The organism is Paenibacillus sp. Z3-2 (assembly GCF_054161325.1).
The window spans coordinates 1775279-1790864 of sequence record NZ_CP096397.1 but is presented as its reverse complement, the minus strand read 5'-3'; the positions used below and the strand labels follow the sequence as shown (position 1 = coordinate 1790864).

The window sequence follows — 15586 nt, the reverse complement described above, 5'->3', positions numbered from 1 at the left end:
ACTTTTATCTTAATCCACGGGCGATGATCCGCTCCAGCCACTTCCACGGTAGCAGTGCTTTGCCTACGATGAGCACACGCGAACCTTTTCCGAGCGCATATCGAAGTCTAGGTGCACGCATCCGTGCAATTCGGCCGATCAGATCTGCCACTTCCTGTGGATCAGGTGCCGTCTCGCTCGCATGCTTGGAATACCGAAGAACAGCATCCAGCTTATGCTTATACGGAGAATCCTCGTTTCTGTGAATTTCCCCCAGACCCTTATTCCAGATCGGCGTGCGATAAGCACCTGGCTCAACCAATACCACCCGAACACCGAACGAAGACATCTCATGCCGCAGACTTTCGGTGAATCCCTCCACAGCGAATTTGGAGGCAGCATAGGGCGCATATCCTGGAAAACCCGATAAACCGCTGACGCTGGACAAGTTAACAATTAACCCCTGCTTCTGTTCACGCATCATAGGCAGGACGGCACGTGTCACAGCGATCAATCCAAACAGATTCGTTTCCATCTGGCGCCGCCAATCGTCCATCGATACTTCCTCAATGAACCCGCCCACCGCAAATCCCGCATTGTTCACCAGCATGTCGATTCGTCCATTGGTTTGAAGAACGGTCCCCACCGCTTTGTCCACTGATACAGCATCGGTCACATCCAGTTGCACATATTGCAAACGTTCGGTTATCCCCGCCTGTTCAGCCAGCCTTGCCAATTCTTCTTTCCGACTCAGGTCACGCATCGTAGCAACAACAAGATACCCCTGCTTGGCTAGAGTAATTGCGGTGAGCATACCGAAGCCACTGGAGGTACCCGTAATTAAAGCCACCGGAGCGTTCGCTCCTTCCTTGGTCTTCTTCACTACATCAAGACCCGTATTGATTCGTCCCTGCCCGTCCTCTGTTAAGTGTTCCTCTACTGTCACGGTGTGTCCTTCTTTCCTCGGTAAATTGCTTACTTCCGTTCCGACCTGTACCGCACGACTCCTGATTAATCCGCCACTCCATTATGCCGTCTCTCCACCCTGCGCAGCTTCGTGATTCCCGGTTCGAACGTATACGGAACGAATCTAACCTCAGGCAAAGTGCATTCGAGCCGCTCTCCCAGCTTTATCAGTTCCCGCAGTACATCAGCCTCAACCTGTTCCAGCACTGCGCTCCCGCCAAGCCGAAGGGATACTTCCATTGTCCCGTCTCCTTGCTGCACCACACGATAATGTTCAATATCCGGCGAAGCCGCAATGACCGAACGGGTGACAAAATCCGGAAAGACGGGTACCGCCTCACCCGTATGCAGTTGTGAAAAATAAAGCGTGTCATCACAGCGGCCTTCAATCCGCTCAATCGCGGTAAACGGAGAACCACAGGCACATGGCATCGCTGCTTCCGTCAGAATATCATTCAGTCGATACCGGATGATCGGCTGTGATGTTCTGGAGAAGTCCGTAATAATGGGCACGAACCGCCGGGTGGCGGGATCAATGAACTCTTTTTCAATATGAACGATGTCTTCATTCAAATGCAGTGTGCCATAACGACAGGTGGCTCCAAGGAAACCTTCTGTGCACTGGTAGACTTGATGAACGGTCTGTCCGAAGACCTGTTCCAGCACCTTGCGATCCAAGGGGTCCAGCACTTCGGCAACAGAGATGATTTTATCCGGTACAGCGGTCAAATCGCCGGCCACATAAGCATCCGCCAACATGCGCAGCATGGATGGAGGAGCTACCCACACGGTAGGTTGATACGTTTCAAGTCGCTTCACCAAGGTATCCACACGCTCCAGCAGATCAAAGTACTGGAACTGCAACTTGCCACGCTGCACCGATTCATACAGATTACTATTGGCCCGCAGGAAAAATGCAATCTTGGCAGGTTTCCACAGTCCACCAGGCAACAGCTTAGCCAGCACCGTGCCGGTCCAAGCGTCCTGCTCCCGATCACTCACCAAAAATATCCCCCGGTTCCCTGACGTACCCGAAGACAGTCCAACCGTCACCCCTTGAATGGAAGGTTTGAAATCACGTGTTTCTTCACTTTCGCCTGCAAGAGCCAGCGCTTCATCTTTGGTAATGCCCACCGTGTTCAATGTATCGAAATGTTGCATCATGATCGATTTGTCAATCAACGGAAATCTTCTCCAGTCGGATGCGTCCACGTCCCCCCACCAATTCCGGTAAAACGGAGATCGGGCACGGACCTGATGGACATGCCGAATAATCCGTCGTTCTTGCCAGCGCTCAAGTTGTTCTCGCGTTTTCCACTTTCTCAGCCCACGTGCGAGAGCATAATGAACCACAATACGAAGGGTATTGCTCATCGTTTCTGCCCTCCTGTACCCCAAGCGTCCAGTACCTCTCGGCAATGACTTGGCACAATACGAATGTGGGGAAACTGCTGATGCAGCCGAACTAGTCGGTCAAAGTTTCGTCCATACTCATGTCGATCCGACATAATGATTCCAGCGAGTATATTCGGTCTACGCCTTTCACGAAAAGCTCGACTCGACCACACCGCGTCCGCGCATAGGAAATAGTCATGTTCTTTCGTACGCAGCAGGAGCCCCATCATTCCCTCCGCATGACCAGATACATCCACCCCCAGTAGGCTGCCATCGCCAAAGATATCGTAGACCTCATCAAAAGGGAACTCTTCCCCCGCTCCCGTCCAACGCTCAAGCTGACGCGTAACAGGCAATGATCTGGCCGCAAAATCCTGGGGCAACAGTCCAGCAAGAAAACCTGCCCTTACAGCCGCAATCGGACCGAGTGAGCGCACAGCATCATAGGCTCTTGGCAGATAGATGAATTGTGCCTCCGGGAAGTCTCGTACACCCGCGATGTGATCGCCGTGAAAATGCGAGAGGATGATATAGCGAATATCCGTAGCTTTCAGTCCAATTCGAGCCAGAAGATGAACGGCACTGTCCGCTTCACGATAGACCACAGGCGTAATATGACGATACAGTGCGTTAGGCAGATGAGCCGTTTCCTCGAAAAAGCGGGAACTATAACCCGTGTCCAGCAGGATCGGTCCATGTACGGGATGAATGATGCAGGCAAATCCTGCCGGGAAAGGCACCGGGCTCAATCGACCACCGCGCAGCGTCAGAAACTCTGGATGTGTGCAGTAACCCGCCGCACCCAGATATAATTCTACCGGAGTTGTCGTCAGCATGATTCAGCCCTCCACCAGTCTGCAAATTGTTGCAAACCCTCTTCAATGGATACGCGAGGGACGTACCCCAATTGCTCCCGTGCATCTGTAATATCCAACGTCTGTGGAATAGATAAGGAGCCAACTGTATACCTCGTTAATGGAGGTTCACCCAACACAGGAATAAAGCCATGAACTCGCTCCAGCAATGCTGCCGCACCATATGCCGTCCGATAAGGAATGTTTCGACGACGCAAAGGCATATTCAGCATGCCAAACAGGCTGCTTACCAACTCACTGAATGCCCTCGGATCTCCATTGGAGATATTGTAAGCTCTACCAAGTGCTTCTGTTGAGGCATCGCGGCACAATAATAAGGCATCCACCACATTATCCACACATGTCAGATCGATTAATGCCTGTCCATCACCGATCATGGGCACGCCCGATTTCGCGTTTGCTGTGACAATCCTGGGAAATAACGTCTGATCATACGGACCAAAGATGGCTCGCGGTCGAATGATGATCGACGGAAGCCCCTTCGCATGCCCCTCCATTACAACCTGCTCAGCAAGAAGCTTCGAAGCTGCATAATGATTGGCTGGTTTGGATGGCAACGGGTCATTCTCATGTACGTTATAACGCGGTATGTAGTTAAAATATATACTTGGAGTCGAGACATGTATGAATCGCTGTATCTCATTATGCAGGCAGCCATCCATGAGGTTTTGTGTGCCTTCTACATTACTGCTATAAAAGTCACGATATTTACCCCATGGCGATGATAGTGCCGCACAGTGAAACACCATATCTTGTCCTGCACAAGCTTCGTTTACTGCTGCCTTATCCCGTATATCTCCATTGAGGAATCGAATTCCTGCCGATTCAAGTGCTGCACCAACCTTTGACTGTCGGCCCATACCAGTTACTTCCCAACCCTCTTTTGCAAGTCGTATCGCGAGGTGTCTACCCAGACATCCCGTAGCACCTGTAACCAATGCTCTATTCATTGTTGTTCACCGTTCCATTCTATGTCGTGAGTCAAAGCTTCAGTCAGCGAGATCTTCTGCGATCTTGCCAGATGCCAGGCGGCCAACACCACTCCGAATTGTTCAAATATTGGCTGGATATCCTGCCCTACATAGACCACATCCCTGGTTCCACGCCACGCAGTTATCCATGCACGGAGCTTCCCTTTGCCAAAGATCTGCTGTACTCCGCTTCCCAGCATGGGAAGCATGAGCATGGCTTTGCTGCCTCGTGCGGGCGTGATCATTCTTCTTTCTTTGACCAATGTCTCCGGTTCAGTCAGTGCACGCACCAAGTCACCTCCGGGATGAAACAGATGAATCCCACTCGTTGCCCTCGGATTACACTCAATCGCGTATACTCGCCTATCCTGACCTTCTATAAAATCAAACCCAATCTGTCCACTAAAACCCGTTGCCTCAACATATTGTCTCACCCACGCAAGGGCACCCTCATGTTCCACCTGTTCAAAATAGACACTGGCTCCCACGCTACCTGTACGATAGCGGCTGTCGTAAGTGGCATGTGCAACCAGTTGCCCTTCATGGGCTATGCTGTATGTACATAACATCTGACCAGGAATATAGGCCTGGGCAACCCAAGGCGAAGCAAAGGATAATTGCCCGTGTTCCGGAGGATCGTTGCGTAAATGTCGTTGATTCTTATGGCTTACATCCCATTGCTGATCATTCCCTGCCCCAGTGTCATAGGTCATGAGTCTCGGCATGCGTACTTTTGCGGCAAAGCGGGAATACACCGGTTTCCATACCCAATTCCCTACCGTTTGCAGAACAGACTGAGTTTCAATCCATTCCTGCTTATTATTGATCAGGCGTGTATCCGGAACCGAGAGGCCGAGTGATTCTGCAAGCTGGATAAAGTTATATTTATGGTGCAGCTTATGCAGCTGTTCCAGAGTCGTAACCAGAACATGGCAATATGTACGCAGTCTTTCTGCCCCTTGAGCAACATAGAAGACTTCTTCACACATCGGAATCAACAGATCGATCTGCCAATCCTGAACCAACCGTTCCAGTTCCGCCAGATATGCACATGTGTCATGACGCGGCGATGGGACCACAGCGCACTGTTCCACTGCACCCGATGATCGGGTCAGATGCCGTGCTGCACTCTCCGCAACATACACTTGGTGACCTGCCCGATGGAGCATACGTGCCAGGTCAAGCGTTACAGGAGCCCTTCCGCCGGTAAGCAACACACGGAGAGAAGCAGATGCACGATGTCCGGTTCCCTCAGATCTAGTAATCAAAAATAAGTCCTCCTAAAGATAATCCGGCGGCCGTGCCAATCATCAGCACCCGATCCCCACGCTGGATTCGCTGCTGCTTAATCGCTTCATGTAGCCCCATTGGGATAGATGCAGCAATCGTATTGCCGTGATTTCGCGTAATATCCATAAACCGATCTCCAGCAATATTGAGCTTCTTACGGATCAGTCTCATCGCCATCGCACTCCCCTGATGAGGAATAACCAATTGGAAATCGTCCATCTGATTGCCCGTCGCCTGCAATATATCGCCGATAAATCCAGGCAGAAGTCTGGAAGCCATGCGGAAGATGGCCTGTCCATCCATATGAAATAGGTAGGGTTCCGGCTGATCCGCCTTGTACTTCGAAGCATGCAGCCGTGTACCTCCACCTGCAATCTCTGAGAAGCGAGCACCTCGGCTGTAAGTTCGAAGTGAAGCATGTACGATCTGCGACGATGACCCTTCAGGCGTGCGCTCAATAATAACGGCGGCCGCTCCATCTCCGAACAGGGCCGCACTCTCTTTATCAGACCAATTTAATCCGGCCGAAGCAATCTCAGTCGCTACGAGCAGTACTCGCTGGTAACGTCCGGCATCTACCATATAGGAGATCACATCCAGTCCGTTCAGGAAACTCAGGCAGGTCGCATCCATATCGAAGGCGGGTATGCCCGAATCTTGCTGTCCCATGGCCTGCTGGATAAACACCGCTGTACTTGGCAACGGTTGTTCCTTCGTGCCACTGGTGCACACCAGGCAGTCGATATCCCGGAATTGCAGTCCTGCATCCGCCAGTGCAGCTTCGGCAGCCCGCGCGCCCATGAAAGAGGACGTTTCTTCGCCAGAGGCATAATGGCGTACACCTATGCCTGTTGCTTTGCTGACCCATCCGGCAGGCACGCCCAAGCGGCGATCCAGTTCCTCATCGGTGATTTCCTTTTCAGGCAGGTACTTCCCTGTTCCCGCGATCCTTACTCTTCTAAGTTGCATTTCCCCAACCTCTTTCTGTTCATCTGACTGATTAATAGTAGAAGCCTTAAAATATATAATAGAAGGGCAGATTCCTCTGCCCTTCCTGTTGTGTTTTCTTTTGTTATTAAGTGCTGTCATTTCTTCTTATTCAAAATCTCGGCAAGTGCCGCATCTAGCGTACCGTATGTGAAAGTGAAGCCTTCCCTCTCCAATCGCTCAGGAATGACCCAACGACTTTTGAGAACCAGTTCCGTCTCGGTCTGAATGAAGCGTGCACCCAGTTCAAGCATCCAGCGAGGAGAAGGCAATCCGATTCGAACACCCATCTGCTCTCTCAGGCTCGCCATCAGCTCCCGATTCGTAACCGGATGGGGTGAGGAAGCATTGAACACACCATTCAGTTGCGGATGCTCCTGCAGGTAGATCACCATACGGAACAGATCCTCGATATGAATCCAGCTGAACTGCTGTGTTCCTGCGCCTTGCGATCCCCCTAAGCCAAAACGGACCAGGTTCGTCATGGGCACCATCACACCGCCCTCACCCAGCACTATAGCAATCCGCAGTGCAATCTGACGCGTAGATGGCAGACTGAATTCAAAGAAAGCCTGTTCCCACGCCTTGGCCACGTCGACCGAGAATCCGGAGCCAATCTCGCCCTCTTTTTCCGTCATGGGACGATCTTCAGCATGTCTGTATATGGTTGCTGTACTCGAATTAATCCATAGTTCGGGAGGACGGTTACAAACCAAGACGGACTCGCCAAGAATACGTGTTGTACGGGTTCTGGATTCCAGAATGACTTTGCGATTCTCATCCGTATAACGGCAGTTCACCGATTTACCTGCCAGGTTAATCAACACTTCTGCTTCTTCCAGTGCCTCAATGATCCCTGCACGATCTTCCCACGCAATATGACCGGGCTGACGCGAGATGATCAGCACTTCATAACCCAGCTTCCTGAACCTTTGGACAAAATCCTGTCCGACAAATCCCGTTCCACCAGCCAATACAACCTTCTTCACGGTATCCCCTCATTTCCCATACTGGGTAAAGAATTCGCAAGATATAGATTGGAATGCTTCTATGCATGCATAATGCCTATATAAGAATAAACACCGCCAGTGACCATTTGGTTTGATTAATTCGCACCCAGAGCTGCGTACAAGCGATCCCGCTCTTCGATAGCCCATGCATTTGCAGGGTTCTGCTCCAATTGATATCGGAGTTCATCATAAAAGTCATGGATCATGAATCCGTCTGGCAAATTGCCAAGCATGGCGGTAAAGTTGTACTCCGGCAGTGTTCTCTTTCCTTCACTGACCTGCTTCAGCCAGTCCATCCACTTCGCAAGAGTAAGCACTTCCTCCTGCCATAACTCGGCTTGTAACCCAAGCGCATCCTGAAGCTGCTCGTACGCCATTGGATCAGCGAAGGCCCGGCAGGCCTGAACAGCCAGTTCGTACAACTCGTTCACTGCACGACCTACCTCATGCTCAAGTTCGATCTCCAATCCTGCCATGTAATCCTGAACTTGAATACTCTGTCCATCATCATATAGTAGCGGTGCCTGGGCCAACAGGCGTACAATCTCTTCCATCTCTTGCATTGAAACTTTCTTCTGCCCATAAAGAGCAGGTAATTGATATGCTGTAATGATCATTCACTCCTACATCGTTCTTCTATTAATGACGTATATTATAGCATGGTTTGGCAATCACCTATCAGGATAACTTGACTATCCACTACAAGTTGTAGTATTTTATACATACTACGTAGTGTAGTAATACAATCGTTATGGACGCATAACGATGTTAAGGAGTGTTCACGGTGAACCAGATTCAAAAATTATCCGAAACAGAAATGGAGTTAATGGTCGTTATATGGTCAAGCGCTCCACCCGTCACCTCGACAGAACTATTACACATATTTGCTGAGAAGGGGAAAGCGTGGAAAGCACAGACCATGTCTACCTTTCTGTCAAGGTTGGTGGATAAAGGCGCCCTTACCGTTACGAGACGTGGACGGACCAATTATTATGAGCCTCTTCTAAAGCCCGAAGATTACAAACTACAGGAAACGCAGCACGTTCTTGATGGACTCTATCAAGGTTCAGTCAAAAATTTGGTTTCGGCCATGTATGACGGTGACAAGCTTTCAGACGATGACATTTCAGAACTGAAAAAATGGCTTTCGGAAAAGTAGGTGCAGATGATGAACATCCTTTTTGAAATTCTGTGCAGCCTGACCGTGGCTGGAAGTATCGTTGCCGTTTGTATTTTGGCACTGAGACTCATACCCGTATCTGTTTTTCCGACCAAGTGGCTCTACAGACTCGGTAAACTGGCTCTCTTGTTTTATCTTTTCCCGGTATCTCTCGGCCTTTCATGGCTTTTGGATATTGCATTCCAAACGACATCAACTAAACCGGGTACGGAGAATGCAGCAGTTTCAGGTTTACTTGCAGGAACACTTATCCCGGTACAAACCATTTCTGTAACCACAGCCTGGTTCTTGTTATGCATATGGGGCATTGGAGTCATTGGTTTTTCTGCATGGCAGTTGTACTGTTATCGGAAATTTCTGAATGAATTATCTCGTACACGTACCCCAGTCCTTCGTCATAGTGAAGCAGCTATACAGCTACCATTAATCAAAGAGGCTTTGGGTGTCAAAAGCAATATCACGCTTGCGCACAGCACCATAGTACGAAGCCCTATACTGGTTGGCTTTTTTAAACCAACGATATATCTTCCACCAGAAAATACGGTAAAGATGGACATCAGCATGGTAATTCATCATGAATTGGTGCATCTGAAACATAGAGATCTGTGGGTCAAGGCCTTTACCTTGGGAGTTAGTGCCCTGCACTGGTTCAATCCTCTGATTCATATGATTCGACGGGACATTCATAGCTGGAGCGAATTAGCCTGTGATGAAGATGTGGTGAAAGAGATGTCGCATGAAGAGCGCAGACGATATGGTGAGACGATTTTAAATGTGATGGCGGGATCCCAGCGTATACCTGCGCAATTTTGTTCATCCCTGTCCGGCGAAGGAAAACAATTAAAAAGGAGATTGATGATCATGTTTAATGTAAAGAAACTGCAAAAGAAACACTGGATGCTAAGTGTAGGCGCCCTATTGCTTATTACAGGAGTAAGTACGTCCACCGCAGTATGGGCATCAAATAATACGGTTAAGGTGGAGGCCAAGTTATCTGAAGCTGTGCCTGTTCCTTTGGTACCTGAAACTCCTGAGATCGTATCTTCTCCCTATAAAGCTGGGGTTTCCGTAGCCGTAACTGCTCCCTCTCCTTCCGAAACTCCTGAAATCGTAGCTCTCCCTTCCGAGGCTGAAGTTTCCGAAGCTGTGCCAGTTCTGTCTGCTACTGTACCTTCTACTACTGAACCTTCTGAGGCTAAAGTTGTAGAATCAGCCACTGTTCCTTTTACGGGTAAATCTCCTGAAATCGTAGCCGTCCCTTCAGAGGCCCAGGTCACCGAAGCTGTACCTGTTCCTTCAGAAAAATAACCTATCTTTAAGGAGTAATAGCCATCCTTATATGAAAACAGGACGAAGCATAGATCATAGATCTCCGCTTCGTCCTGTTTTCGTTTTTCTGTCATGTACATTAGATAAACGTTTTGATCGTAGCAAAATATTCACGGATCATGTTGATGGGTTTCAAATATCCCGGTGACGGGGCCGATATGCCGTATTCTGCCGCATAACCGTTCTTGGCAGCGATATATTTGGAACGAAACATATGATAGTCACTGGTGACGATCATGATCTCCGGGTGCTCCAACCCGGATTCAAGAATGATTTTTTTGGAAAAGGCCATATTCTCCTGTGTGCTTGTGGAACGATCTTCCATAATCACTTGGGTGGGGCTAATCCCTTGTTCAATCAGATAGTTTTTCATCGCGAGCGCTTCAGGAATGGATTCTCCAGGTCCTTGCCCACCCGATACAATGACAGGTGTCTGAGGATGACTGCGAATGTAGTCTAGACTGGCATCTAACCTTTGTTTTAGAGTCAATGACAATTCCGTTCCCCGGATGCCTGAACCCAGAATAATGACATAGTCCGCCTCTTCCGGATCATTCGCACCAAGCTGTGTAAATACAAGCGCTTCAATAATGACAAAAGAGACGGCAACCACGCCAAATCCGGTAAGGATAATCCGTTTCAGAATAACATGCTTCTGATAGTCGATCCGCCTTAGTACGATAAAAGCCACCGTGATCATTCCGAATAACATAACTGGGAATCTTTGGCCCCAAAAGGCCAAAAACGCCACAAAACATGCCAACAGAACAAGATCAATGATCAGTCCATTTTTTTGTAAGAACTTTTTTATCAAATCCGTAGACACTCCTTCTTGTACCACAATTCCTCAAATCACTTATTATTCAAGCAGTTATTATCATTAGTTTCGGCCATTGTTCCTGCCAGCACTTCTTTTGTACGCGCTGATTGTAATAATCAGTATCCGTGAAGAACGGACTTTTGCGGACCACGAGGTGATACAGATCATACAAACCATGCGGAGCACAGATGTTCACCTGATCCTCTTCATCCAACTGTACTCCTATGGCAGTCACAACTTCTGGCCAATAACGAAGAGCATCTTCAGTAGAACGATAAGGAACTGTGCCATTGCGCAGATGCATTCTCGCCTGGTTTTTGACCGACCACTTTGAATTGCCAGTCTCCTCACGAAGCTGTTGTTCAAGCTGTATGTCTCGCTCCTCACGCACGTCTTGCGCATCATAATAGACAACATCAATATCGCTATGAAGTTCACGAAGATCATATCCATGAAGGACATCCCAGATATAATTACGAATATATCCTGCACCTATGTAACATTGAGGCAATTGCAGACTTCGAACTCGTCGCAGGTCGTGCATTAATTCCTCGTGCTCCATAATCGCTTGAACGAATTTCTCCTCATGCAACATATCTTGCCCCTCCTGCGGTTCACCTTATTGGCCTCTTATAGAGATAAACCCTCGTTCCAATATATCATGTTTACCTAGCTACAATAAAATGAAAAACGCTCGAACATCCTCTGTACTACTTCGAATTTCTGAACAATCACATACAAAATAACCCATAAACAGCTTCGGTTATCCGAGTGTTTACGGGCTAAAGTTATGAGTTGAAACGGTTAAAATTTATTTAATCGGTATCCAGATTTGTGGCGGCTGATTGGGACCAGGGTATACTTCCAGCTCCGGCATATACGCGTGCTCATAAGGATTGGATGGAAAGCATTGATCCACAACGACACCGAGTAACCCTGGAATATCCCCATTGTTCAGTTCAAATAAACGATCTTCTGTACCGCTCGTCCATACTTCCTGCCACATCTTCCCGATCCCTTGCAGATGTTCCCCCTCTGCATATGGGAATGTAGTTCATATAACCCCTGCTCACAAAATTTGACAATGTAACCGATTTACTATAGCCTTTGGGTATAATGATCGTTCTATCTTATTTTGAAGGGAGAGTATCACTGATCATGAGCAGCAAAAAGGAAATGCTGTTGAACGTGGCTGAAGAATTGTTCTACCTTCACGGCTTCCATTCCATTGGCTTGAAGCGGATTATCAGCGATGCCGGGATCGCCATCATGACGTTATATAACCATTTTGAGTCCAAGGATGATCTCATTGTCCAGGTGCTCTTGCGACGCGAACAGCGTTATTTAGAACAGCTCAGGCAATATGCAGACAATAAATCACAACCCATGTTCCTCAATCTGGCTGAAGGCCATGCACGCTGGCTGAAGGAACACGAATCAAGAGGGTGCTTATTTTTACGCGCCAAAGAAGAATTCGGAGGTCATGCAGACCATATCATCGTCCAGACAGTGAATGCGCATAAAAGACATATGAGAACTTTAATCCAAACATTGGCGCCTGCTGCAAGTGATCGGGATCTATTGCGATTCTCCCTGCTGCTGGAGGGTTCCACGGCACTCGCTGAGACAGAAAACGTAAATGACGTCTGCCGTGAACTGATCCATATGACGCAAACCAGTTTCAAATAAAGCTATTCCGGGTGAGTTAATATTTCAACTCACTTTTTTATTTCATAAGAAATAGAATGATCGTTCTATCTAAAAGGCGGTGGATTTAATGAAAAAAATTATCTTTCCAGGCATTGCGCTTATCGCTGTATGTTATGCGTTCGGGCGATTCAGTTATGGATTGTTTATGCCGGAAATTTCGGAAGCCTTACAATTGAATGATGCAGCCTCTGGCGCGATTAACTCAGGAACGTATATTGCCTACTGTCTGTCCCTTCTAACTGCACCACTGTTAATTAATCGCAGGGGACATCATTATGTCATTCAGTTGGCAGGGATCAGCGCAGTGCTCGGATTAACCGGCATTGCCTTGTCTCAAAATGCATGGGTTCTTGCATTTAGTGTATTTCTAGCCGGTTTGAGTACAGGCTGGGCGTCTCCAGCCCTCGGTAACACAGTTAATGCCGAGCTTGCACCCGATCTGCAAGCAAGAGGCAACAGCTGGATTAACACAGGGACCAGCTTCGGGATTGTAATCTCGGGTCCCCTCTACTGGCTGTTCACGGATTACTGGCGTCTAACCTACATCCTGTTTGCTGTAATCGGTGTTGTGGTTCTGTTTTGGAACAGACGTGTTATTCCGGCAACCAAGACACTGCCTTGCACCAAGTCTATCTGGGCATGCATGAAACCAACCAGACCAGGGTCAGCTCTGCTCATGGCTTGTCTGTTGACAGGTTTCAGTTCTGCAATCTATTGGACCTTTGCCCGAAATTTCCTCACGGACGAGAAAGGGGCCTCCGATTCGGAAGCCGTGTTATTCTGGATTGTGATGGGGGTTATGGGGATACTCGGCGGATGCGCTGGTCGCATTATTGAACGTATCAAGATTGGGTCGTCCTACCGAATAGGCATACTGTTATTGGCTATTTCGCTCGGAGTCATTCTTTTGCCATCGATGACTGCCAGTCTGATCTCTGCCATCATGTTTGGCAGCACGTATATTTTCCTGACCAGTGTGTTTATTGTATGGGCAACGAGACTATTCAGTCCGAATGTATCCATCGGAATCAGCCTTGCCTTTCTCGCGCTGGGTGTCGGGCAATTTCTCGGCTCTTCCATGGCAGGTTACACCATTGAAGTGTTTTCCAATACTACGGCATTCCTGTCCTTTGCTGTACTCGGCCTGTTCGGATTGCTAATTCGAGTGAAATGAATAACAGAACAACCTTCTGATCGTGTTATTCTACTCGGCGAACACTTCCGGTCACTCCATGTTGAAGCTGTACATCTGTAAAAGTAACCTTCGTCCCTTGCCCAATTGGGGACTGGGCCACAATGCCAACTTTGATCTCATCCGGGCAGTCGAGGCCGAAATAACGTACCAGCTTCCACTTCTCTCCATCCTGAGAATAATGGAAAGCAAAGCTGTTGCCTGCCCGGGCTACACGTAAATAAGGCTTGTTAACGTCTACAGGTGCTGATACACAATCATCCGAGTTTCCACGAGTAACGACACTAAGAATGGAAGGCTGTTCTTCGAAATACTCAAAGCAAACTTTAGCCCAATTCGTATCGTCCACCCTCACCATCAGACAGCCCGAATCATACTGTTCTTTCATCTCCACCTGTACTTGAGTGACGATGCTGAAATCTCCCTTGATTATCGTATGTAAAAATGGAGCTGAGGCTTTCACCGGCTCACCTCCTGGATCAATGAAAAAATCACTGATCGGCGAAACGGTTATCGTTACTTTGCCGTCTTCGATGGACCAATCTGCTGGCTCGTTCAGCCATCCCAGGTTGGCAGATAATGTTTTACCTGAACATTGTTCGAATAGATTCGTCATGTGGCACACCCTTTGTCTGTGATTTTGAATTCGCTGAGTTCTCTGTTGTATTCGTGAAATAACGGAATTATCCTTTCGGATCAGTAAAAGGAAAAAAGCGACTCACATGAGTCGCTTGTATTCCTTTCATATATACATAATCGTATTCGGTATGTCATATCAATAGCACGCTATACCGGCAATACATCAGATGCACATCTGAAACCGATATGTCCGGTGGATGTATCCGGCGTATTGGAAATCCGTGCTGCCACTCTGTACCGATTGCAATAGGAACGGTGGCATAGGTAGGAACCACCTTTTAACACCTTGCGAATTTCATCGGGAGAAGCAACAGTCTCAGCAAGTATAGACTGCTCATGATCCCTGACGTAGTTGTCAGCGCACCATTCCCATACATTACCTGACATGTTGTACAGTCCAAATCCGTTGGCAGGAAAAGATCGGGAGGGTGCCGTGCCCGCATAACCATCAGCCGCATTATTTTGAGTTGGAAAGGTACCTTGCCAGATGTTACATTGGTGCTGTCCATCCGGCCGCAGAATGTCCCCCCAGGGATATTTCTTTTGGATTAATCCACCACGGGCTGCATATTCCCACTCAGCTTCTGTAGGCAGGCGCTTACCCGCCCATCCACAATACGCATTGGCATCGTTCCAGGAGATATGAATAGCGGGATGGTCAGCCCTGTCGTTCACATCAGAGTCAGGTCCTTCGGGATGAGACCAGTCCGCACCTTCGACAACCCACCACCAGGGCGTTTGCTGCACCACGTTACGAACATGCGCAGCCGTTTGCGAAGAAACGAATACATGAAAAACAAAGGACCAGCCGAATCGCTCGGCCTCTGTTCGATACCCAGTCTCCCGCACAAACCGTCTAAACTGCGCATTGGTCACCGTGCATTCATCCAGGTAAAAGGAGTCTACCTGAGTTTCCCTGACAGGCCCTTCCCCATCTCCTGCAAAAGCTTCCGGGTCATTGGTGCCCATAAGGTAACGTCCACCTTCAATTAATATGCTGTTCCTGTCGTTTCGTCCGGCGATGTATTCATCGTCTCCCGCCAGCGCATCAGGCGGTAGACGGTCAACGAAAAGTGGAGATACATGGTCGGACGCTGCACTCACCTCACGGGAAGCCGTCGATTCAGGCATGTCCTCTGATCGAATTCCCTCCTTAAGCCTGCCGCTCCGACTTGCAGAGCAACAGCAGGAAGTTCCCTTTTCGGGTATCTGACCATGCATCTGAAACATCCCCTTTCACTGC

Annotated in this window: 17 protein-coding genes; 4 read left to right on the top strand and 13 right to left on the bottom strand. The window is 48.5% G+C overall.

What is annotated here, in order from left to right:
• Positions 1 to 4: 4 nt before the first annotated feature.
• From M1D71_RS07995 to M1D71_RS07960, 8 genes are all read right to left on the bottom strand, one after another.
• Complete coding sequence (locus M1D71_RS07995; RefSeq protein ID WP_458126007.1) at positions 5 to 925, bottom strand: SDR family oxidoreductase; 921 nt, start codon at positions 923 to 925, stop codon at positions 5 to 7.
• Between the two features lie 65 nt (positions 926 to 990).
• Complete coding sequence (locus tag M1D71_RS07990) at positions 991 to 2319, bottom strand: F390 synthetase-related protein (RefSeq protein WP_458126006.1); 1329 nt, start codon at positions 2317 to 2319, stop codon at positions 991 to 993.
• On the bottom strand, positions 2316 to 3176 hold the full coding sequence (locus M1D71_RS07985; protein WP_458126005.1) for an MBL fold metallo-hydrolase: 861 nt from the start codon (positions 3174 to 3176) through the stop codon (positions 2316 to 2318). Before M1D71_RS07985 ends, M1D71_RS07990 begins: the two co-directional genes overlap by 4 nt.
• Positions 3170 to 4165 (bottom strand): NAD-dependent epimerase/dehydratase family protein, encoded by a 996-nt coding sequence (locus M1D71_RS07980; protein WP_458126004.1) that lies wholly within the window; start codon positions 4163 to 4165, stop codon positions 3170 to 3172. Before M1D71_RS07980 ends, M1D71_RS07985 begins: the two co-directional genes overlap by 7 nt.
• Positions 4162 to 5454 (bottom strand): ATP-grasp domain-containing protein, encoded by a 1293-nt coding sequence (locus tag M1D71_RS07975; protein WP_458126003.1) that lies wholly within the window; start codon positions 5452 to 5454, stop codon positions 4162 to 4164. The genes M1D71_RS07980 and M1D71_RS07975 overlap by 4 nt, the downstream gene beginning before the upstream one ends.
• Positions 5444 to 6445, bottom strand: coding sequence for a beta-ketoacyl-ACP synthase III (locus M1D71_RS07970; protein WP_458126002.1), 1002 nt, complete (start codon positions 6443 to 6445; stop codon positions 5444 to 5446). The genes M1D71_RS07975 and M1D71_RS07970 overlap by 11 nt, the downstream gene beginning before the upstream one ends.
• A gap of 116 nt (positions 6446 to 6561) precedes the next feature.
• Positions 6562 to 7452, bottom strand: coding sequence for a TIGR01777 family oxidoreductase (locus M1D71_RS07965; RefSeq protein WP_458126001.1), 891 nt, complete (start codon positions 7450 to 7452; stop codon positions 6562 to 6564).
• A 116-nt stretch (positions 7453 to 7568) separates the two neighbouring features.
• On the bottom strand, positions 7569 to 8090 hold the full coding sequence (locus M1D71_RS07960; protein ID WP_458126000.1) for a hypothetical protein: 522 nt from the start codon (positions 8088 to 8090) through the stop codon (positions 7569 to 7571).
• A 167-nt stretch (positions 8091 to 8257) separates the two neighbouring features.
• Here M1D71_RS07960 and M1D71_RS07955 point away from each other — a divergent pair, with 167 nt between their 5' ends.
• A complete protein-coding gene (locus M1D71_RS07955; RefSeq protein ID WP_458125999.1) occupies positions 8258 to 8632 on the top strand; it encodes a BlaI/MecI/CopY family transcriptional regulator in 375 nt (124 codons plus the stop codon).
• A 6-nt stretch (positions 8633 to 8638) separates the two neighbouring features.
• Positions 8639 to 9961: a M56 family metallopeptidase gene (locus tag M1D71_RS07950; RefSeq protein ID WP_458125998.1), complete on the top strand. Its 1323-nt coding sequence runs from the start codon at positions 8639 to 8641 to the stop codon at positions 9959 to 9961.
• 100 nt (positions 9962 to 10061) lie between these two features.
• On the opposite strand, the gene M1D71_RS07945 is transcribed toward M1D71_RS07950, so the two are convergent.
• The 3 genes from M1D71_RS07945 to M1D71_RS07935 all read right to left on the bottom strand — a co-directional run bounded on the left by M1D71_RS07945 (position 10062) and on the right by M1D71_RS07935 (position 11808).
• Complete coding sequence (locus M1D71_RS07945; RefSeq protein ID WP_458125997.1) at positions 10062 to 10796, bottom strand: YdcF family protein; 735 nt, start codon at positions 10794 to 10796, stop codon at positions 10062 to 10064.
• 49 nt (positions 10797 to 10845) lie between these two features.
• Positions 10846 to 11397: a nucleotidyltransferase family protein gene (locus tag M1D71_RS07940; RefSeq protein WP_458125996.1), complete on the bottom strand. Its 552-nt coding sequence runs from the start codon at positions 11395 to 11397 to the stop codon at positions 10846 to 10848.
• 216 nt (positions 11398 to 11613) lie between these two features.
• Complete coding sequence (locus M1D71_RS07935; RefSeq protein WP_458125995.1) at positions 11614 to 11808, bottom strand: hypothetical protein; 195 nt, start codon at positions 11806 to 11808, stop codon at positions 11614 to 11616.
• A 152-nt stretch (positions 11809 to 11960) separates the two neighbouring features.
• Between M1D71_RS07935 and M1D71_RS07930 the strand changes: the two genes are divergently transcribed.
• Together M1D71_RS07930 and M1D71_RS07925 are read left to right on the top strand one after the other, a co-directional pair.
• Positions 11961 to 12491 carry a TetR/AcrR family transcriptional regulator gene (locus M1D71_RS07930; RefSeq protein WP_458125994.1) on the top strand — a complete coding sequence of 177 codons (531 nt, stop codon included), beginning with the start codon at positions 11961 to 11963 and terminating at the stop codon, positions 12489 to 12491.
• An 88-nt stretch (positions 12492 to 12579) separates the two neighbouring features.
• Positions 12580 to 13686: an MFS transporter gene (locus M1D71_RS07925; RefSeq protein WP_458125993.1), complete on the top strand. Its 1107-nt coding sequence runs from the start codon at positions 12580 to 12582 to the stop codon at positions 13684 to 13686.
• 25 nt (positions 13687 to 13711) lie between these two features.
• Here M1D71_RS07925 and M1D71_RS07920 read toward each other — a convergent pair whose 3' ends face one another.
• The gene (locus tag M1D71_RS07920) at positions 13712 to 14320 is read right to left on the bottom strand and encodes a DUF1349 domain-containing protein (protein WP_458125992.1); all 609 of its coding nucleotides are present in this window, start codon (positions 14318 to 14320) and stop codon (positions 13712 to 13714) included.
• A 170-nt stretch (positions 14321 to 14490) separates the two neighbouring features.
• Entirely contained in the window at positions 14491 to 15564 is a 1074-nt protein-coding gene (locus tag M1D71_RS07915) for a formylglycine-generating enzyme family protein (RefSeq protein WP_458125991.1), read from the bottom strand.
• Positions 15565 to 15586 lie beyond the last annotated feature (22 nt).

Bases quoted from the DNA above. Each gene is read 5' to 3' on its own strand.
- M1D71_RS07925 (WP_458125993.1), top strand. From the start codon at position 12,580: ATGAAAAAAATTATCTTTCCAGGCATTGCGCTTATCGCTGTATGTTAT.
- M1D71_RS07985 (WP_458126005.1), bottom strand. From the start codon at position 3,176: ATGCTGACGACAACTCCGGTAGAATTATATCTGGGTGCGGCGGGTTAC.
- M1D71_RS07915 (WP_458125991.1), bottom strand. From the start codon at position 15,564: ATGCATGGTCAGATACCCGAAAAGGGAACTTCCTGCTGTTGCTCTGCA.
- M1D71_RS07990 (WP_458126006.1), bottom strand. From the start codon at position 2,319: ATGAGCAATACCCTTCGTATTGTGGTTCATTATGCTCTCGCACGTGGG.
- M1D71_RS07940 (WP_458125996.1), bottom strand. From the start codon at position 11,397: ATGTTGCATGAGGAGAAATTCGTTCAAGCGATTATGGAGCACGAGGAA.
- M1D71_RS07970 (WP_458126002.1), bottom strand. From the start codon at position 6,445: ATGCAACTTAGAAGAGTAAGGATCGCGGGAACAGGGAAGTACCTGCCT.
- M1D71_RS07980 (WP_458126004.1), bottom strand. From the start codon at position 4,165: ATGAATAGAGCATTGGTTACAGGTGCTACGGGATGTCTGGGTAGACAC.
- M1D71_RS07950 (WP_458125998.1), top strand. From the start codon at position 8,639: ATGATGAACATCCTTTTTGAAATTCTGTGCAGCCTGACCGTGGCTGGA.
- M1D71_RS07920 (WP_458125992.1), bottom strand. From the start codon at position 14,320: ATGACGAATCTATTCGAACAATGTTCAGGTAAAACATTATCTGCCAAC.
- M1D71_RS07930 (WP_458125994.1), top strand. From the start codon at position 11,961: ATGAGCAGCAAAAAGGAAATGCTGTTGAACGTGGCTGAAGAATTGTTC.
- M1D71_RS07935 (WP_458125995.1), bottom strand. From the start codon at position 11,808: ATGTGGCAGGAAGTATGGACGAGCGGTACAGAAGATCGTTTATTTGAA.
- M1D71_RS07960 (WP_458126000.1), bottom strand. From the start codon at position 8,090: ATGATCATTACAGCATATCAATTACCTGCTCTTTATGGGCAGAAGAAA.